Below are 16,166 nucleotides of genomic sequence, written 5' to 3'. Positions count from 1 at the left end.
CCGTCAGGCCCCGTGCCACCGCTTTTTCCTAGTGGGGCCCGCCCCCGCCCCCCCCCCGCCCGCCCCGCCCCCCCGCCCCCCCCGCCCCCCCCCCCCGCCGCCCCCGCGGCCGGGGTCATGCTGGGACCGGCTCAGCCGGGGACGTGGCAGTCGAAGGCGTGCAGGTAGGGGTTGACCGGCCGGACGTCGTCGACGACCAGCCCGGCGGCGGACAGCCGGCTGAGCATGCTCGCCGTGGTGTGCTTCGCCCCGCCGACGTTGAGGAGCAGCAGCAGGTCCATCGCCGTGCTGAACCGCATCGAGGGGCTGTCGTCGACGAGGTTCTCGATCACCACGACCCGCGTTCCCGGGCCGCCCGCGCCGATGACGTTGGCCAGCGTCCTGGCCGTGCTGTCGTCGTCCCACTCCAGGATGTTCTTGATGACGTAGACGTCGGCCTCGACGGGGACCGCCGTACGCACGTCGCCCGGGACGATACGGACCCGGTGGGCGAGGTCGCCTCCCTCGACCAGCCGGGGGAGGGCGTTGTCGACCACGCGGGGCAGGTCGAGCAGGGCGCCGCGCATCGTCGGGTACTTGTCCAGCAGGCTCGCCACCACATGCCCCTGGCCGCCGCCGATGTCCGCGACCGAGGTGCTGCCCGACAGGTCCAGCAGGGCCGCGACTTCGCGTGCCGACTGCTCGCTGGAGGTGGTCATCGCCCGGTTGAAGACCGCGGCCGACTCCGGGGCGTCCTCGTTGAGGTAGGTGAAGAACTCCTTGCCGTACAGGCCCTCCACGACGTTGTGGCCGGTGCGTACCGCCTCGTCGAGCTGGGGCCAGGCGTCCCAGGTCCACGGTTCGGTGCACCACAGGGCGATGTCGCGCAGGCTGTGCGGATCGTCCTCGCGCAGCAGCCGGGACATCTCGGTGTGGGCGAACGTCCCGTCCGGCTGCTCGGTGAACACGCCGTAGCAGGACAGCGCCCGCAACAGCCTGAGCAGCGGCCGGGGTTCGGTCTTCACCGCGGCGGCGAGGTCGTCCACTGCCATGGGTTCGTCACCGAGCGCGTCGGCGACGCCCAGCCTCGCGGAGGCGCGCAGGGCGGCGGCACAGGCCGCGCCGAACACCAACTCCCGCAGCCGCATGGGCGGCGGCGGGGCGGCCTCAGCGGTCCGAGCGGGCTGAGCGGTCTGGGCGTTCGTCATGTGCCGCCCTCCTTCCTCTTCCGGGTCCGGGCGGTGGTCAGCACAGGCCCGCGGGCTTCGACGCCGCACACCGGTTGCCTTCGAAGGTGTTGCTCTTCGCGGTGTCCGTGTTGACGAGGTCCGCCGGGGAGTTGCCGCTCAGCACGTTGTCGCTGACCCGGTTCCGTTCGTTGGCGGAGCCCACGAAGCTCTTGAACAGGACGATGCCGCCCGACATGGACGACGTCCCGGCGTTGTCCCGGACCACGTTCCGCGTCACCAGGGTGTCCTCGGCGCCGGTCACGACGATGCCCGAGCCCTGCAGGGCCTCCAGCCGGGCGGTCTTCGGGCACGACTTGTTGTTGGCCACGACACGGTTGCCGCGCACGGTCAGCGCCCCGGCCCTCGGCGTGTTCTCGTCCCCGACGACGAACACGCCCGCGCAGTTGCCGGTGATGTCGTTGCCCGCGACGGTGAGGTTGCGCAGCCGCCGGACGGTGACACCGATCCGGTTGCCCTCCATGCGGTTGTGGGCGACCAGCGCGCCCTGCGTGTCCGCGGCGCCCTCCTCGGACTTGATGGTGTTGGCGAGGAACAGCCCCGCGTCGCCGTTGTTCCGTACGGTGTTGTCGCGGAACTCACCGTGGACCGAGCGCTCCTGGGCGATGCCCCACACGCCGTTGTCGGCCGCGGTCACCTTCCGCACGGTCAGCCGGTCGGTCGCCAGGGCGAACACGCCCGTGCCGGTGAAGCCGGTGACGGTGAGGGAGGCGACGGTGACGTCCTCGACGTTGCGGTCCTTCGCGCCCATCACACAGATGCCGTTGCCGGCCGCGGCGCAGCTGTTGGCGGTCGCCTTCTCGGTGGCGGGCCTGATCACGGTGGACCGTCCCAGGCCGCGCAGCGTCAGCCCGGAGGTGGTCACCTTGACGCTCTCGTGGTAGGTCCCGGCCGTCAGCTGGACGGTGTCCCCGGGTGCGGCGGCGTCCACCGCCTGCTGGATCGACTGGCCCGGCAGAACGATGTGCACCCTGTGCTGCGCGGCCGGTGCGGCGGCACCGAGTCCCGACGCGACGAGTGCTGCTGTACACGCCATATAGGCGATAGGGAGTTTCCTCATATTTGCGACAGTATGGGGATGAAGAGGGCGCGGCGGGTCGTATAGGCCATCCGGCGGCGCGTCATGGACTTCCGGGTGACGCCCGGTGCGGCCGGGGCAGGCGCTCGATCGCCACCATGGCGGCGTCGTCGCCCAGATGACCGCCGGCGTGACGGAGCAGATCCTGGCGCAGGCGGGCCAGGAGGGTGCCGGGACCCTTGTCGGCCATACCGGCCACCCGCTGGGCGAGAGGGTAGAAGGCGCCGTCCCGGTCGCGGGCCTCGATGACCCCGTCCGTGTAGAGGAGGGCGATGTCCCCCTGCTCGAAGGCGAACGCCGCCACGGAGAACTCGTTCCCCGCGAATGCACCGAGCCCCAGAGGCGGTGCCGGGTGAGGCGTCTCCAGCGGGACGACCCGGCCGTGACGCAGCAGCAGGGGCGGAGGGTGGCCGCAGTTGATCAGCCGAAGGATCGGCTCGTCGTCCGGCACGTCCAGTACGGCGGCGGTGATGAACCCCTCGCCGCGGTCATCGGCCGTGACCGAGGAGGCCGCGGGATCGTCCAGGTCCGAGGAGACCGTCCCTTCCAGGAAGGCGACCAGCGAGGGCAGGTCGGCCTGTCGGTGCGCCGCACCCCGGAACGCGCCGAGCAGGAGCGCGGCGTCCCCGACCGCCTCCAGGCCCTTGCCCCTGACGTCGCCGATGACGAGCCGGGTGCCCTGCTCCGTCCGGGCGGCGGCGTACAGGTCCCCGCCGATCTGCGCCTCGGACTCGGCGGCCAGGTAGGCCGAGGCGATACGCAACGGGCCGATCCGCGCGGGGAGCGGCCTGAGCACCACCTCCTGCGCCGCCGTCGCCACCGTGCGCAACCGGGTCACCTCCCGCTCATGCCGTTCACGGCGGGCGGCGAACGAGGTCACGAACGCCGACATCAGGATGAGAGTGATCAGCTGGAAGGTGTGGTTCAGATCAGCCAGATTGGTGCGTACGGCCGCCACCACGGACTGGGCCAGGACGGCGAGCGCACCGACGCACCCGGTCGCGCGAGGCCCGGCGAACGAGGCCGTGACGGCGGGCGCGGCGACCAGGAACGGTCCGAGATGGACATCGGGCGGAGCCAGGACGTCGATCACGGTCACCAGCACGATCAGGAAGATCGGTACCGCGAGCAGCGCATGACGTGGCTCCCGCGACACAAGCAGATCGTGGAGGCGTCCCGGAACCATACGTCCTGGATACACCCCCCGGTGCCCCGCTGCCTCACGCGACGGCCACCCGCCCCGCCGGACCGCTCGCACCCTCAGCGGGCGTGCACGTGGTACACGTGGAAGGCCCGCCCGATCACCGGCTGGGCCACGTTGCGCACCCGCACTCCGCTGCTGGTCATGCCGTGCTCCGTGCCGGCGTGGGCGTGGCCGTGCACCGCCAGATCGGCGCCTGCCGTGTCGATCGCCTCGGCCAGGAGATAGCTGCCGAGGAACGGGTAGATCTCCAGCGGCTCACCGGCCAGGGTGTCGGGCACGGGGGAGAAGTGGGTCAGCGCGACCCGCGCGTCGCACTCCCGCTCACCGAGCTCCTCCAGGGCCGTCCGCAGACCGTCGGCGCTGCGACGCGTGTAGCGGACGAACTCCTTCATCAAAGGCTCGCCGAACTCCCCCGCGTTACGGCCGGCGAAGCCACCGCAGAAGCCCTTGGTGCCGGCCACGCCGATGCGGCCGCGCTCGCACTCGACCACGGTCGCGGTCCCCTCCAGGACCCGCGCGCCGCCCTCCTCGAGGATCGCCGTGACCTCCTCCGGCTGTTCGTCGTGGTGATCGTGGTTGCCCAGGACAGCCACCACCGGCACCCCCAGGTCCTTGATCTCCCGCGCCACCACCCGGGCCTCCTCGGGCGTGCCGTGCCGGGTCAGGTCACCCGCCAGCAGCAGCACGTCGGCGCAGTCGGGCAAGGTCTCGAAGGCGGGCCGCAGCACACCCTGGCTGTCGGGCCCCATGTGGATGTCTCCGACGGCTGCGACACGGATCACGGCAGCTCCTCGGCCTCGTCGGGAGTCGATGTTCCGGCGACCATCAGGTCGCAGCGCACGGTCAGCCCCGTCAGCGCCTCGCCCACGATCCGCTCGACCTCGTCGCAGGCATGCGCCGACGGCACGGTCCCGGTCACCACCACCGAGTCCCCGTGCACCGTGACACGCACCCCGAGCTCGGCCAGCGGCCCACCCGCGAGGCGTTCGCGCAGATGAGCGACGCGGTAGTCGAGGTTGTTCATGGACGTTCCTCCCACGGCGGGATCACGCTCAGACGTTGGAGAAGGAAGAGGAACGCGGCCGGCATCGGCTCCTCGCCGCACTCGCGCCGCACCTGCTCCCAGTCGACCTTCTCCCGCAGCGCCCGGGCGACGGGAAGGACCGCCCCGAAGTCGCAGTAGTGCTCCGAGAACGCGGACAGCAGGCTCGCCACCAGATCCGTCGCGGACAGCACCGGCATCCGTACGGAATCCACCGGCAGCTCCACGGCCCGGTCGAGCATCTCCGTGGTGACCGGCCGGTGCGCCAGCCGGAGAATGATGTCCACGGGCTGCCCGAAGCACTCGGTCTTCAACAGCCAGTCCTCCGGGGGCGTCCGTACCTTCAGCCCGCTTTCCCGCAGCGTGTCCGCCACCGCCTTCGCGTCCTCGGCGCGCACACAGAAGTCCGTGTCGTGCTGGAACCCGGCCCCCGCCCCATGGGCGTACGCCGCGACACTCCCGGCCAGCGCGAACCGGTGCCCCTGCTGTTTCAGCAGGGTCCCCACCTGCTTCGTCGCCTCGAGAATCGCCTGCGTCCGGTCACGCGGCAGCTCCCCGCTCACGGGCGCCTCCGCCACCTCGACCTCCCCGGGCTCGTCCGTCGCCGTCGCCAGCCGAAGCTCGGCGGCACCCGCCCGCCGGGCGGATGCCGGATCGTCCGCACGCTGCGTCATGATCACTCTCCTCGGCAGGGCGGGACCTGCCGCGCAGATGCCGGATACGGATGGATGACGTGATCCAAGTACCCGGGCCGCACTCTTCGACACAGGCGGCGTCACGGGAGCTGAGAAGACGGCCTAGCGGGTGACGCGGTGGCGGAGGTAGACCACTCCTGAGCCGAAGGTGCGGGTCTCGACGAGTTCGAGATCCACCCGGCGCTCGCGTCGCGGGAAGAACGGAATGCCGCCGCCGACCAGCACCGGGTAGACGACGGCCCGGTACTCGTCGATCAGATCCGACTCGGCCGCCTCGGCAGCGAGCGTCGCGCCGCCGATCGCGATGTCACCCTCCCCGGGCTCGGCCCGCAACCGCTCGATCTCCTCCGCCAGGCCCCCGGAGGCCAGGCGGGCATGTCCCTGCACCGCCGACAGGGTGGTCGAGAACACCACCTTCGGCAGCGGATTCCACAGCGCGGCCCACTCGCGTTCCGCCTCGTCGAGCGAGGGATTCTCGTCGGCGGTCTCCCAGAACAGCATCGTCTCGTACAGCCGACGGCCCAGCAGATGGACGCCGACCTCCCGGATCTCGTCGATCCAGAAGCGGAACACCTCCGCGTCCGGCGCCGTCCAGTCGAAGCCACCGTCCGGCCCGACGATGTAGCCGTCGAGTGAGACGTTCATCGAATAGGTCACGCTGCGCATCAGAAGTCCTCCTCGGTGCCACTGACTCCACGACATCTGTCTTGTCATGGCCGTCGAAATACGCACCCTGATTCCGCAGGATGGATGACGCCATGGGCATACGCCAAGCGAAGGAGAGGGCCGACGCGATGAAAGCCGACAGCACGGGGGACCCGGAGGACAGACGTCCCTGGGAGCGTTCGCAGGCCGGAAACGGACCACCGGAAACGGACCACCGCCAGGCGGCCCGATCGGCCCTCGGGGCGGGGACGCCAGATGGCAGCACCCGACTCTGAGCATATGGTCCATCGTCGTAGTGGTCCTGCTCGCCATCTGGACCTTGTTCGCCGTGCAGTGGCAGGAACAATGTCACTCGGCGATGGCGAGTGAACGGAGATCGGCGTCCAGCCTGCGGATCAGCTCACCGACCCGACCGCCGCCGTCCGGTGCCGCCGGGAAGCGTTTGAGCACTTCAACGACGACCGGTGTCGCACGGTGCACCGTCTGCGCAAGGCTCTCGGCACCCACGCTTCGATCGTCGCCGGCCACGAGTTCGGCCGCTCTGGCCGCGTGAGCACCGGCTCCGAGGATGTGCCTGACCTGGGTGGCCTTGGCCAGCGGATGCAGATAGGCGGCGCCTGCCGCGGACATCGCCGCCCACGCCGCCTCTCGGGCAGCCGCAGTGTCGGCAGCTTTGGCCGCCTTGAGGGCCGCCGACGCCGTGTCGCGCAGCGACTTCCCGCGTTCACCGCCCCGAGCGAACTCCCACGCGGCCCCGACAGCGTCCCGAGGCCGCGGGTCGTCCGGCTGATCGGCCTCGAATATCCCGAGCACCGCCTGCGCACAGGCCGCGGCGAACGCGGCGACCTCACGAAGATCCTGCTTGCTCAGAACGATCTCACCGGCGTCCGCTGTCATGGTTTCCATCTTCTGACAACTGCGCTGGAGTAAGCGATGAGTTTTCCGGTCGGCCTCCGTCCTACCGGGGGAACGGAAGTAGGCGGAGGCCTGGGATTCCGGCCTTGTCGAGAACTCCTGAACAGGCGGTATCCATGATGGACAAGCAGTTCACGGCGACCTTGCAGAAGAGCCCGAACAACGGCGGCTGGACCTACCTGGTATGGCCCGAGTCGGTCGAATTCTTCGGCACCCGCGGGCTGGTGAAGGTGCGGGGCACGATCGACGGTCATCCGTTCCAGAGTTCGTTCATGGCTCTGGGGGACGGTACGCACAAGCTGCCCGTGAAGGCGGACGTGCGCAGGGCGATCGGCAAGGAGAAAGGGGACTCCGTCACCGTCCGTCTGGAGGAGCGGCTGGATGCCTGATGCCGCACCGGGCACATTCGGTCAGGTATCGGTGGCCGCTCGGTCGGACTCACTGCGCAGCACGCAGAACTCGTTGCCTTCGGGGTCGGCAAGGACGACCCAGCCCGAACCGTCCGGATTCCGGTGATCGGCGACGAAGCCGGCACCCAGCCCCAGCAGCCGGTCCACCTCCTGATCGCGCGAGGTCTCCGGGCGCAGACACAGATGGACCCGGTTCTTGATCGTCTTGGGTTCGGGCACCTGGTTGAAGTACAGCACCGGGCCCTCAGCCAGCATGACCTGAGTCTCCCGGGTGCCCGGGCCGTCCTCCGGATGCAGCGGACGGCCCGTCACTTCGCTCCAGAACCGGGCCAGCCCATAGGCGTCCACACAGTCGATCGCCACGTTCTGCAATACCGAGACCATGCTGCGAGCCTTACTGATCTCCTGCCCGAACGCCACCGGGTTGCGCTCATTCCTCAAGGCGACCAGCTCCGGGAGCCCCGTGCGCTCCCGCACCCTCCGCCGACTTCGTCCCGTAGCGCAAGGTGAAGCACGTCACCGTCCGTTCACGTTGGCCCGTACCCCTCTGACGGGTAGGTTCCAGCGATCACGGGGTAGGACGTCGTACCTTCCTCAGGCGCAGATTCCCCTTCCGCACCCTCTTCTGACGAGAGATAACAGGACATGTCTGCTGAAGAACCCTCACACCACCCTCCCCGGCGCATCGGCGTAGTGGCCGAGTCCGTCTCCGGGGAGACGCGCGTCGCGGCGACCCCCGCGACGGTACGACTGCTGCTGGGCCTCGGCTACGAGGTCGTCGTCGAGTCCGAGGCCGGTGAGGCCTCCGGTTTCGGCGACCAGGCGTACGCCGCTGTCGGCGCGGGGATCGGCGAAGCCTGGGACGCGGATGTCGTCCTGAAGGTGAACGCCCCCTCCGACGCGGAGATCCGCCGGCTGCGCAAGGGCGCGACCCTGGTCGCCCTGCTGGCCCCGGCGCAGAAGCCCGAACTGCTCCAGGCGCTCGCCGACGCCGAGGTGACCGCCCTGGCGCTGGACGCGGTGCCGCGCATCTCGCGGGCCCAGTCGATGGACGTACTGTCCTCGATGGCGAACATCGCCGGCTACCGCGCGGTCATCGAGGCCGCGCACATCTTCGGACGGTTCTTCACCGGTCAGGTCACCGCGGCGGGCAAGGTGCCGCCCGCGAAGGTGCTCGTGGCCGGCGCGGGCGTGGCCGGTCTCGCGGCGATCGGCGCCGCTTCCAGCCTGGGGGCGATCGTCCGCGCCACCGACCCGCGGCCCGAGGTCGCGGACCAGGTGAAGTCGCTGGGCGGCGAGTACCTGCCGGTGAACGTCGTCCAGGAGGCGAGCACCGACGGCTACGCCAAGGCGACCTCCGCCGACTACGACCGGGCCGCCGCCGAGCTCTACCACGCGCAGGCCGAGGACGTGGACATCGTGATCACCACGGCGCTGATCCCGGGCCGGCCGGCGCCGCGCCTGCTGACGGCCGAGGACGTGGCCGTCATGAAGCCGGGCAGCGTCATCGTCGACATGGCCGCCGCGATGGGCGGCAACGTCGAGGGCACCGTGGCGGGACGGACGGTCGTGACCGACAACGGCGTCACGATCATCGGCTACACCGACCTGGCCTCCCGGCTCCCGGCCCAGGCCTCGCAACTGTTCGGCACCAACCTGGTGAACCTGCTGAAGCTGCTCACTCCCGACAAGGACGGGCAGCTGACGATCGACTTCGACGACGTCGTACAGCGTGCGGTGACCGTCGTACGCGACGGTGACGTCACCTGGCCGCCCCCGCCTGTCGCCGTCTCGGCCGCGCCCGCCGCGCAGCCCGCGGCCGCGCCGGAAGCCCCCGAGCCGCAGCAGCCGAAGCTGACGCCCGCGCGGCGCTTCGGCCTGATCGGGCTCGGAATGCTCGCCATGTTCCTGCTGGTGGCCTTCGCTCCCGCCCAACTCGCGGGCAACTTCACCGTGTTCGCGCTGGCGGTGGTGATCGGCTACTACGTCATCGGCAAGGTGCACCACGCGCTGCACACTCCGCTGATGTCGGTGACCAACGCGATCTCCGGAATCGTCGTGATCGGCGCCCTGCTGCAGATCGGGCACGTGAACTGGATCGTCACCACGCTGTCCTTCGTGGCGATCCTGCTGACGAGCGTCAACATCTTCGGAGGTTTCGCCGTCACCCGCCGCATGCTGTCCATGTTCTCGAAAGGCTGAGCCGAGATGACGTCCCTGACGGCTTCCCACGCCGCCGACCTGGTCGCCGCCCTGTTGTTCATCCTCAGCCTGGCGGGCCTGTCCCAGCACCGCACCTCCCGCGCCGGCGTCGTCTACGGCATCGCCGGCATGGTCCTCGCCCTGGTCGCCACCGTGGTCGTGGCGGCGCAGAGCATCACCGCCGGAGCGGTCGCGCTGATCGTGCTGGCGACGGCGCTCGGCGCGGCGATGGGGCTGTGGCGGGCGCGCCGCGTCGAGATGACGCAGATGCCCGAGCTGATCGCGGTGCTGCACAGCTTCGTCGGCCTCGCCGCGGTGCTGGTGGGCTGGAACAGCTACCTGGAGGTCGAGGCCCACGGCACGGCGCAGACCGAGGTCGGCGCCGACCTGCTGGGCATCCACCACGCCGAGGTGTTCATCGGGATCTTCATCGGCGCGGTGACGTTCACCGGCTCGATCGTCGCGTTCCTGAAGCTCTCGGCGCGCATCAAGTCCCGCCCGCTGACGCTGCCGGGCAAGAACGCGCTCAACGTCGGCGCGCTCGCGGCGTTCGTCGGGCTGACCGTCTGGTTCACGATCAGCCCGAACCTGCCCCTGATGATCGCGGTGACCGTGCTGGCGCTGGCGCTCGGCTGGCACCTGGTCGCCTCGATCGGCGGTGGCGACATGCCGGTCGTCGTCTCCATGCTGAACAGCTACTCGGGCTGGGCGGCCGCCGCGGCGGGCTTCCTGCTCGACAACAACCTGCTCATCGTCACCGGCGCGCTCGTGGGCTCCTCCGGCGCCTACCTGTCGTACATCATGTGCAAGGCCATGAACCGGTCGTTCCTCTCCGTCATCGCGGGTGGGTTCGGCATCGAGGCGCCGTCGGGCGCTGCGGAGGAGCAGGGCGAGCACCGCGAGGTGCGGGCCTCGGAAGCGGCCGAGCTGCTGGCTCAGGCCCGTTCGGTGGTCATCACCCCCGGCTACGGCATGGCCGTCGCCCAGGCCCAGCACCCCGTCGCGGAACTCACGCGGCGGCTGCGCGAGCAGGGCGTCGAGGTCCGCTTCGGCGTCCACCCCGTCGCCGGCCGCCTGCCCGGGCACATGAACGTGCTGCTGGCCGAGGCGAAGGTGCCGTACGACATCGTCCTGGAGATGGACGAGATCAACGACGACCTCGCCGACACCTCGGTCGTGCTGGTCATCGGCGCGAACGACACCGTCAACCCGGCCGCGACCGACGACCCGGCCAGCCCCATCGCCGGCATGCCGGTGCTGCGGGTCTGGGAGGCCGAGCAGGTCATCGTCTTCAAGCGCTCCATGGCCTCCGGCTACGCGGGCGTGCAGAACCCGCTCTTCTTCCGCGAGAACACCAGCATGCTCTTCGGGGACGCCAAGCAGAGCGTGGAGGACATCCTTCAGGCACTCGGCACCGACGGCCGACGCGACGCGGCCCCGACCGCACGCCAGGCGACGCAAGTCAGCCACTGAGAGGGCTCGACGGGGGCTCTGACGGCAGCCGCCGTCCACCCGGCATCTACGCATGACCCGGTGGACGGCGGCCACATGCTCCAGCGTGTCTCGGCGTATCGATCGCAGATCGGTTCAGAGGATTCCGGCTCGGCCCGCGGCGGTGATCCAGGACGGGAACTCCGACAGCAGACGGTCGTAGAGCTCCTGGTCCGGGACGGTGCTGATGTCGTCGACGGCGAAGAAGCCCACGTTGTCGACGCGTCGGCCGGGCAGGGTGTCGAACCGTTCCAGGACGCCGTAGTTCGAGCGGCCCAGGCCGACGAACTGCCAGAAGACCGGCTCCTCGACCGCCTCGCGCAGTTCCTTCTCGATCGCCGCGTTGCGGTAGACGCCGCCGTCGGAGAAGAACAGCACGAGGGTGGGCACCGGCGCGGGGTTCTGCCGCACATACGCTCTGACCTCGGCGATCACCTTCTGCTCCTCGTTCTGGATGCCGACCGACCGCATGTCGACCTGCCCCGCCTCCAGTCCCCTGCGGGGCTTCTTCCCGCGTCGGAACAGGCTGATCTCTCCCACCCGCACATGCAGCCGCAGCCACTCGGGGAGTTCGCCCAGCCGGAGGTCCGGCAGACGGGCCGGGTTGCTGGCGAAGGTCCACGCCTGCATCTCGCCGTCGTCGTCGAGCTGCGCCGCGACCGCCGCCATGCGCTCCACGACGTCCGCCACCACCCCGCCGGAGTACAGGAACGACATCGAGCCGGAGGCGTCCAGCACGAGGATCACCCGTGCGGTGACCCCGCTCGCGCCGTGCTTGCTGAGACTGACCGCGACCTGCTCCTTGCGCAGGGACAGCCGCTTGCGCATGTCCACGGGCAGCCGCTCCTCGCCCTTGGTGAGGCGGGGGCCGGACGCCGGAGCCGGGGGCGGCGGTGACGACGGCGGGACCGGCCGGGGCCGGTCGGCCGAGGGCGTCGACGGGGGAGGCGGAGGCTGAACCGCTGCCGGTGACGGGGGAGACGGAGGCTGAACCACCGCCGGTGACGGGGGAGACGGAGGCTGAACCGCCGCCGGTGGCGGGGTGACCGCGTCGGCCGGTTCCTCGTCCACGGTGATGCCGTAGTCGGTGGCCAGTCCCGCGAGCCCGGAGGCGTAACCCTGGCCGACGGCGCGGAACTTCCAGCCCCCCTCGCGCCGGTAGAGCTCGCCGCCGATGAAGGCCGTCTCCGTGCCGGCCGTCATCTCGAAGCGGGCCACCTCGTCCTGACCCGACGCGTCGACGAGCCTCAGAGTCAGACCGGTCACCTGGCCGAACGTGCCCCCGTCGGCCGACGCGCACAGCACCACGCGCGCGATGCCGCTCTCCAGCGCGCCCAGGTTCACCTCGATCGCGTCGGTCATGACACCGCCGGCAGCCCGCTTACCGGTGTGCGTCACGGCACCGGAGGCGTGCCGGGGCTGGTTGTAGAACACGAAGTCGCCGTCGTCCCGTACCCGTCCGGCCTCGGTCAGCAACAGGGCCGACGCGTCGACGTCCGGCCCGCCCCCGCCCTCGGCCCAGCTGAGTTCCACGCGGACGACGGACGGGGTGACCGGCAGATTGGCACCCTTGCTCATGGATCGCGCTGTCATGGGGCCAGTCTGCCGAGTCGGCGGTGGGCGGACATCCCCTAATGCTGTGTCTGAAAGGACTACGTAGGCCGTAATGTGCGGGTGTCGCCCGAAGCCGCCGTGCGGGCGCTCGCGCGCCGGCTGCTGGTGGGCAGGCTGACGCCGCGGGAGCTTGCTTTGCATAGCGGGCGAGCAGGCGGCGCGACAGCCTCGCGTCCCAGTCGGCGCAACGCCCCCGGCCCCGGCCAAGTCCCGTTCCGCTTCGCGTTTTTGTCGAGACGGTTGACAGCTCAAGAGGCGCCTGGCTTCATGACAACGCGCAATGGGAGCGCTCCCATCTCTGTACGTCTTCTCGTTCCGGCCACATCAGCAGAAGGGCACACAGTGGGACAGCCATCAGCACGGAGCGGGCTACGCGGTCCGCTCCGGCGACTCAGCACGCTGCTTGCCGCGGTACTGGCCGCGGGGGCGTTGACGACGACCGGTTCCGCGGCCGGGGCCGCCGAGCGGCCGTCGGACGGACGCACCGGGGAAGTCACTACCGCGGCGGCCGCCGCCGCTGCCGCCCCCGGCGACGACTGGTTGCACACCCAGGGCAACAAGATCGTCGACGCGAACGGCCACGAGGTCTGGCTGACGGGAGCCAACTGGTTCGGCTTCAACGCCACCGAGCGCGTCTTCCACGGCCTGTGGTCGGCGAACATCACCGAGATCACCAAGTCGATGGCCGACCGGGGCATCAACCTGGTCCGCGTGCCCATCTCCACCCAACTTCTCCTGGAGTGGAAGAACGGCCAGGCCACGGTCCCGAGCGGCGTCAACGCGTACGCCAACCCCGAGCTCGCGGGCAAGACGTCACTGGAGGTCTTCGACACCTGGCTCGCCCTCTGCAAGCAGTACGGCATCAAGGTCATGCTCGACGTGCACAGCGCCGAGGCCGACAACGCCGGCCATGTGCACCCGGTGTGGTGGAAGGGCTCCGTCACGGTCGAGAACTTCTACTCGGCCTGGGAGTGGGTGACCGCGCGGTACCGCAACGACGACACGGTCATCGCGATGGACATCAAGAACGAGCCGCACGGCACCGCGAGCACGAGCCCGCGCGCCAAGTGGGACGGCTCCACGGACCAGGACAACTTCAAGTACGCCTGTGAGACGGCCGGTAAGCGCATCCTCGCCGTCAACCCGAACCTGCTGGTGCTGTGCGAGGGCATCGAGGTCTACCCCAAGGCGGGTGTGAGCTGGACGTCCACCACGCCGACCGACTACTACTCGACCTGGTGGGGCGGCAACCTGCGCGGTGTCCGCGACCACCCTGTCGATCTCGGGGCGCAGAACGACCAGTTGGTGTACTCACCGCACGACTACGGACCGCTGGTGTTCCAGCAGCCCTGGTTCAGCGGTGACTGGAACCGCACCACCCTCGAACGCGACGTCTGGGACCCCAACTGGCTCTACCTGCACAAGGAGAACAAGGCGCCGCTGCTCATCGGCGAATGGGGCGGCTTCCTCGACGACGGTCCGAACCAGAAGTGGATGACCGCCCTGCGCGACCTCATCGTCGAACGCCGGATCCACCAGACCTTCTGGTGCCTCAACCCGAATTCCGGTGACACCGGCGGGCTGTTGCTGAACGACTGGAAGAGCTGGGACGAGGCGAAGTACGCCCTGCTCAAGCCGGCCCTGTGGCAGTACCAGGGCAAGTTCGTCAGCCTCGACCACCAGGTCCCGCTGGGCGGCGCGTCGAGCACGACGGGCATCAGCGTGAGCGACGTCCAGGGCGGTGGTTCCACGGATCCGACGGACACCCAGGCACCGACGGCCCCCACCGGCCTGACCAGCACGGCCACGACGTCGAACAGCGCGTCCTTGTCGTGGACTCCGTCGACCGACAACGTCCGCGTCACCGGGTACGACGTCTACCGGGGCACGACCAAGGTGAACGCCGCGCCCGTGACCGGCACGACGTACCAGGACACCGGACTCTCGCCCGCCACGTCGTACGGCTACACCGTGCGGGCGCGCGACGCGGCGGGCAACGTCTCAGCGCCCTCCGCCGCGCTGACCGTGACCACCACCTCGGCCGACACCCCGACCGGGGCGGTGAAGGTGCGGTACAAGAACAACGACGCCTCGGCGACGGACAACTCGATCCGGCCGTCGCTCCAGCTGCTCAACACCGGCAGCTCCGCCGTCGACCTCGGCACCGTCTCGCTGCGCTACTACTTCACGCGCGACGGCGCCTCCTCCGTGAGCGCCTGGTGCGACTACGCCGCCGTGACGTGCGCACAGGTGAAGCTGCGCGTCGTCCCGCTGACCACGCCCGTCCAGGGCGCGGACGCCTACCTGGAGGTCACCTTCGCGGGCGGCTCACTCGCCGCGGGCAGGGACAGCGGTGACATCCAGCTGAGAATGAGCAAGGCGGACTGGTCCAACTTCGACGAGACGAACGACTACAGCCGCACGACGGCCACCGCGTACGCCGACGCCCCCGCTGTCACCGCGTACACCGGCACCGCCCTGGCCTGGGGCGCGCCGCCGGCCTGAGCCACGCACCGCACCCCGGCCGAGGGACGCCGACGATCGCGTGGTCCCACGAGCGTCGGCTCCCGGTCGGGGTGCGGGCGCGAACTGCGTCCAGGTCATCGCAGGGGGCCGGCTTCTCGGGCAGGCGAGATCCCGAGCAGCCGCGTCATCTGCTCGGCGGCCCGCACCGCGGCGTCGCCGCAGCAGTTGTTGAACAGCACGTGCACCTGCTCGACTCGCTCGGCGAGTCCACGCAACCGCGGGACCCACTCGGTGAGTTCATGGTCGCCGTAGGCGTGCCGGTAGCGCTCCTCCTTGTTCCCGCCCTGCCAGGCGGGACTGCGACCGTGGAACCGTACGACGGACAACCGGGGCGTGGTGACGGGGGCGACCGGCGGTACGGAGGCGGCGAGCCCCTGGGGCATGTCGACGGCGACGGCGGCCATCCCGTACCGCGCGAGCAGCGCGCACGTGGCCTCGCTCCGCCCCCTTTGCCACCACGAGGAGTGCCTGAACTCCACGGCCAGGGGCCAGCCTTGGCAGCGCAGGGCGGTTTCCGCCAGAACCGCCTCGGCGCGCGGCCCCGGCCGGAACCACGGCGGGTACTGGAGCAGCACACTCCCCAGCCGCCCTGCCTGCCGCAGAGGCGCGAGCGCTGCGGTGAACCGCGCCCAGACCTCGTCCAGCACCCGCGGGTCCCGGGCGTCGGCGGGCAGCCCGGGCGGCATCACCGCACTCCGCGTCGGATGCCCGGTGAGCAGCGAGAACGCCTTCACGTCGAAGACGAACCCGTCCGGCGTGCGCTCGGCCCACAGCCGGCTGTTCCGCTCGCTGGGCAGGGCGTAGTAGGAGGAGTCGACCTCGACGACCGGGAAGCGCTCGCCGTAATGCCGTAACCGCCCTTCGGCGTCCCGCCTGCCGGTGGGGTACCACCCGCTGCGGACCAGCGTCGGGTCGGTCCATGAACACGTTCCCACGAGGATGTCGCCCATCGGCTTCGGTTACCCGGCCGCGTGCACGGGATGCGGACGCTGGACGCGCAGCTTCTCGGGACGACGAGGCCAGGTAGAGCTGCGTGGCGGGTGGCCACGGCCGCCCGCTGTTGCCGTGTCGGGGCCGACGGCGCTCCCGGTGAACTT

At 70.3% G+C, this 16,166-nt stretch carries 15 protein-coding genes; 4 read left to right on the top strand and 11 right to left on the bottom strand.

What is annotated here, in order from left to right; all coding sequences use genetic code 11:
- Window positions 1-131: 131 nt before the first annotated feature.
- From ACIQ6Y_RS34415 to ACIQ6Y_RS34380, 8 genes are all read right to left on the bottom strand, one after another.
- Window positions 132-1,187, bottom strand: coding sequence for a methyltransferase (locus ACIQ6Y_RS34415; RefSeq protein WP_404045316.1), 1,056 nt, complete (start codon window positions 1,185-1,187; stop codon window positions 132-134).
- 37 nt (window positions 1,188-1,224) lie between these two features.
- The gene (locus ACIQ6Y_RS34410; protein ID WP_404045313.1) at window positions 1,225-2,286 is read right to left on the bottom strand and encodes a nitrous oxide reductase family maturation protein NosD; all 1,062 of its coding nucleotides are present in this window, start codon (window positions 2,284-2,286) and stop codon (window positions 1,225-1,227) included.
- A 61-nt stretch (window positions 2,287-2,347) separates the two neighbouring features.
- The gene (locus ACIQ6Y_RS34405; protein WP_404045312.1) at window positions 2,348-3,490 is read right to left on the bottom strand and encodes a PP2C family protein-serine/threonine phosphatase; all 1,143 of its coding nucleotides are present in this window, start codon (window positions 3,488-3,490) and stop codon (window positions 2,348-2,350) included.
- Window positions 3,491-3,564: 74 nt separating this feature from the next.
- Complete coding sequence (locus ACIQ6Y_RS34400) at window positions 3,565-4,290, bottom strand: metallophosphoesterase (protein ID WP_404045309.1); 726 nt, start codon at window positions 4,288-4,290, stop codon at window positions 3,565-3,567.
- Complete coding sequence (locus ACIQ6Y_RS34395; protein WP_404045306.1) at window positions 4,287-4,532, bottom strand: hypothetical protein; 246 nt, start codon at window positions 4,530-4,532, stop codon at window positions 4,287-4,289. The genes ACIQ6Y_RS34400 and ACIQ6Y_RS34395 overlap by 4 nt, the downstream gene beginning before the upstream one ends.
- Complete coding sequence (locus tag ACIQ6Y_RS34390) at window positions 4,529-5,224, bottom strand: nucleotidyltransferase family protein (RefSeq protein WP_404045303.1); 696 nt, start codon at window positions 5,222-5,224, stop codon at window positions 4,529-4,531. Before ACIQ6Y_RS34390 ends, ACIQ6Y_RS34395 begins: the two co-directional genes overlap by 4 nt.
- A gap of 123 nt (window positions 5,225-5,347) precedes the next feature.
- Complete coding sequence (locus ACIQ6Y_RS34385) at window positions 5,348-5,911, bottom strand: dihydrofolate reductase family protein (protein WP_404045301.1); 564 nt, start codon at window positions 5,909-5,911, stop codon at window positions 5,348-5,350.
- A gap of 348 nt (window positions 5,912-6,259) precedes the next feature.
- Window positions 6,260-6,808, bottom strand: a complete 549-nt coding sequence (locus tag ACIQ6Y_RS34380) for a putative immunity protein (RefSeq protein WP_404045298.1) — start codon at window positions 6,806-6,808, stop codon at window positions 6,260-6,262.
- 137 nt (window positions 6,809-6,945) lie between these two features.
- Here ACIQ6Y_RS34380 and ACIQ6Y_RS34375 point away from each other — a divergent pair, with 137 nt between their 5' ends.
- Window positions 6,946-7,215, top strand: a complete 270-nt coding sequence (locus ACIQ6Y_RS34375; RefSeq protein WP_404045958.1) for a DUF1905 domain-containing protein — start codon at window positions 6,946-6,948, stop codon at window positions 7,213-7,215.
- 21 nt (window positions 7,216-7,236) lie between these two features.
- Here ACIQ6Y_RS34375 and ACIQ6Y_RS34370 read toward each other — a convergent pair whose 3' ends face one another.
- Window positions 7,237-7,620, bottom strand: a complete 384-nt coding sequence (locus tag ACIQ6Y_RS34370) for a VOC family protein (protein ID WP_404045955.1) — start codon at window positions 7,618-7,620, stop codon at window positions 7,237-7,239.
- 261 nt (window positions 7,621-7,881) lie between these two features.
- On the opposite strand from ACIQ6Y_RS34370, the gene ACIQ6Y_RS34365 reads away from it, so the two are divergent.
- Together ACIQ6Y_RS34365 and pntB are read left to right on the top strand one after the other, a co-directional pair.
- The gene (locus ACIQ6Y_RS34365) at window positions 7,882-9,438 is read left to right on the top strand and encodes a Re/Si-specific NAD(P)(+) transhydrogenase subunit alpha (RefSeq protein ID WP_404045295.1); all 1,557 of its coding nucleotides are present in this window, start codon (window positions 7,882-7,884) and stop codon (window positions 9,436-9,438) included.
- A gap of 6 nt (window positions 9,439-9,444) precedes the next feature.
- Window positions 9,445-10,911, top strand: a complete 1,467-nt coding sequence (pntB, locus tag ACIQ6Y_RS34360; protein WP_404045292.1) for a Re/Si-specific NAD(P)(+) transhydrogenase subunit beta — start codon at window positions 9,445-9,447, stop codon at window positions 10,909-10,911.
- Between the two features lie 114 nt (window positions 10,912-11,025).
- On the opposite strand, the gene ACIQ6Y_RS34355 is transcribed toward pntB, so the two are convergent.
- Entirely contained in the window at window positions 11,026-12,522 is a 1,497-nt protein-coding gene (locus ACIQ6Y_RS34355; protein ID WP_404045290.1) for a VWA domain-containing protein, read from the bottom strand.
- Between the two features lie 450 nt (window positions 12,523-12,972).
- On the opposite strand from ACIQ6Y_RS34355, the gene ACIQ6Y_RS34350 reads away from it, so the two are divergent.
- Window positions 12,973-15,048: a cellulase family glycosylhydrolase gene (locus tag ACIQ6Y_RS34350; protein WP_404045287.1), complete on the top strand. Its 2,076-nt coding sequence runs from the start codon at window positions 12,973-12,975 to the stop codon at window positions 15,046-15,048.
- 95 nt (window positions 15,049-15,143) lie between these two features.
- Here the strand turns inward: ACIQ6Y_RS34350 and ACIQ6Y_RS34345 are convergent, their stop codons facing one another.
- The gene (locus ACIQ6Y_RS34345; RefSeq protein ID WP_404045285.1) at window positions 15,144-16,019 is read right to left on the bottom strand and encodes a DUF72 domain-containing protein; all 876 of its coding nucleotides are present in this window, start codon (window positions 16,017-16,019) and stop codon (window positions 15,144-15,146) included.
- Window positions 16,020-16,166: the final 147 nt, after the last annotated feature.

Origin of the sequence: Streptomyces sp. NPDC096205 (assembly GCF_044763135.1) — a bacterium.
In the GTDB taxonomy this organism is placed as follows: Bacteria; Actinomycetota; Actinomycetes; order Streptomycetales; family Streptomycetaceae; genus Streptomyces.
Note: the sequence above shows the minus strand (reverse complement) of the source record. Positions and strands in the feature narration are given on the sequence as shown.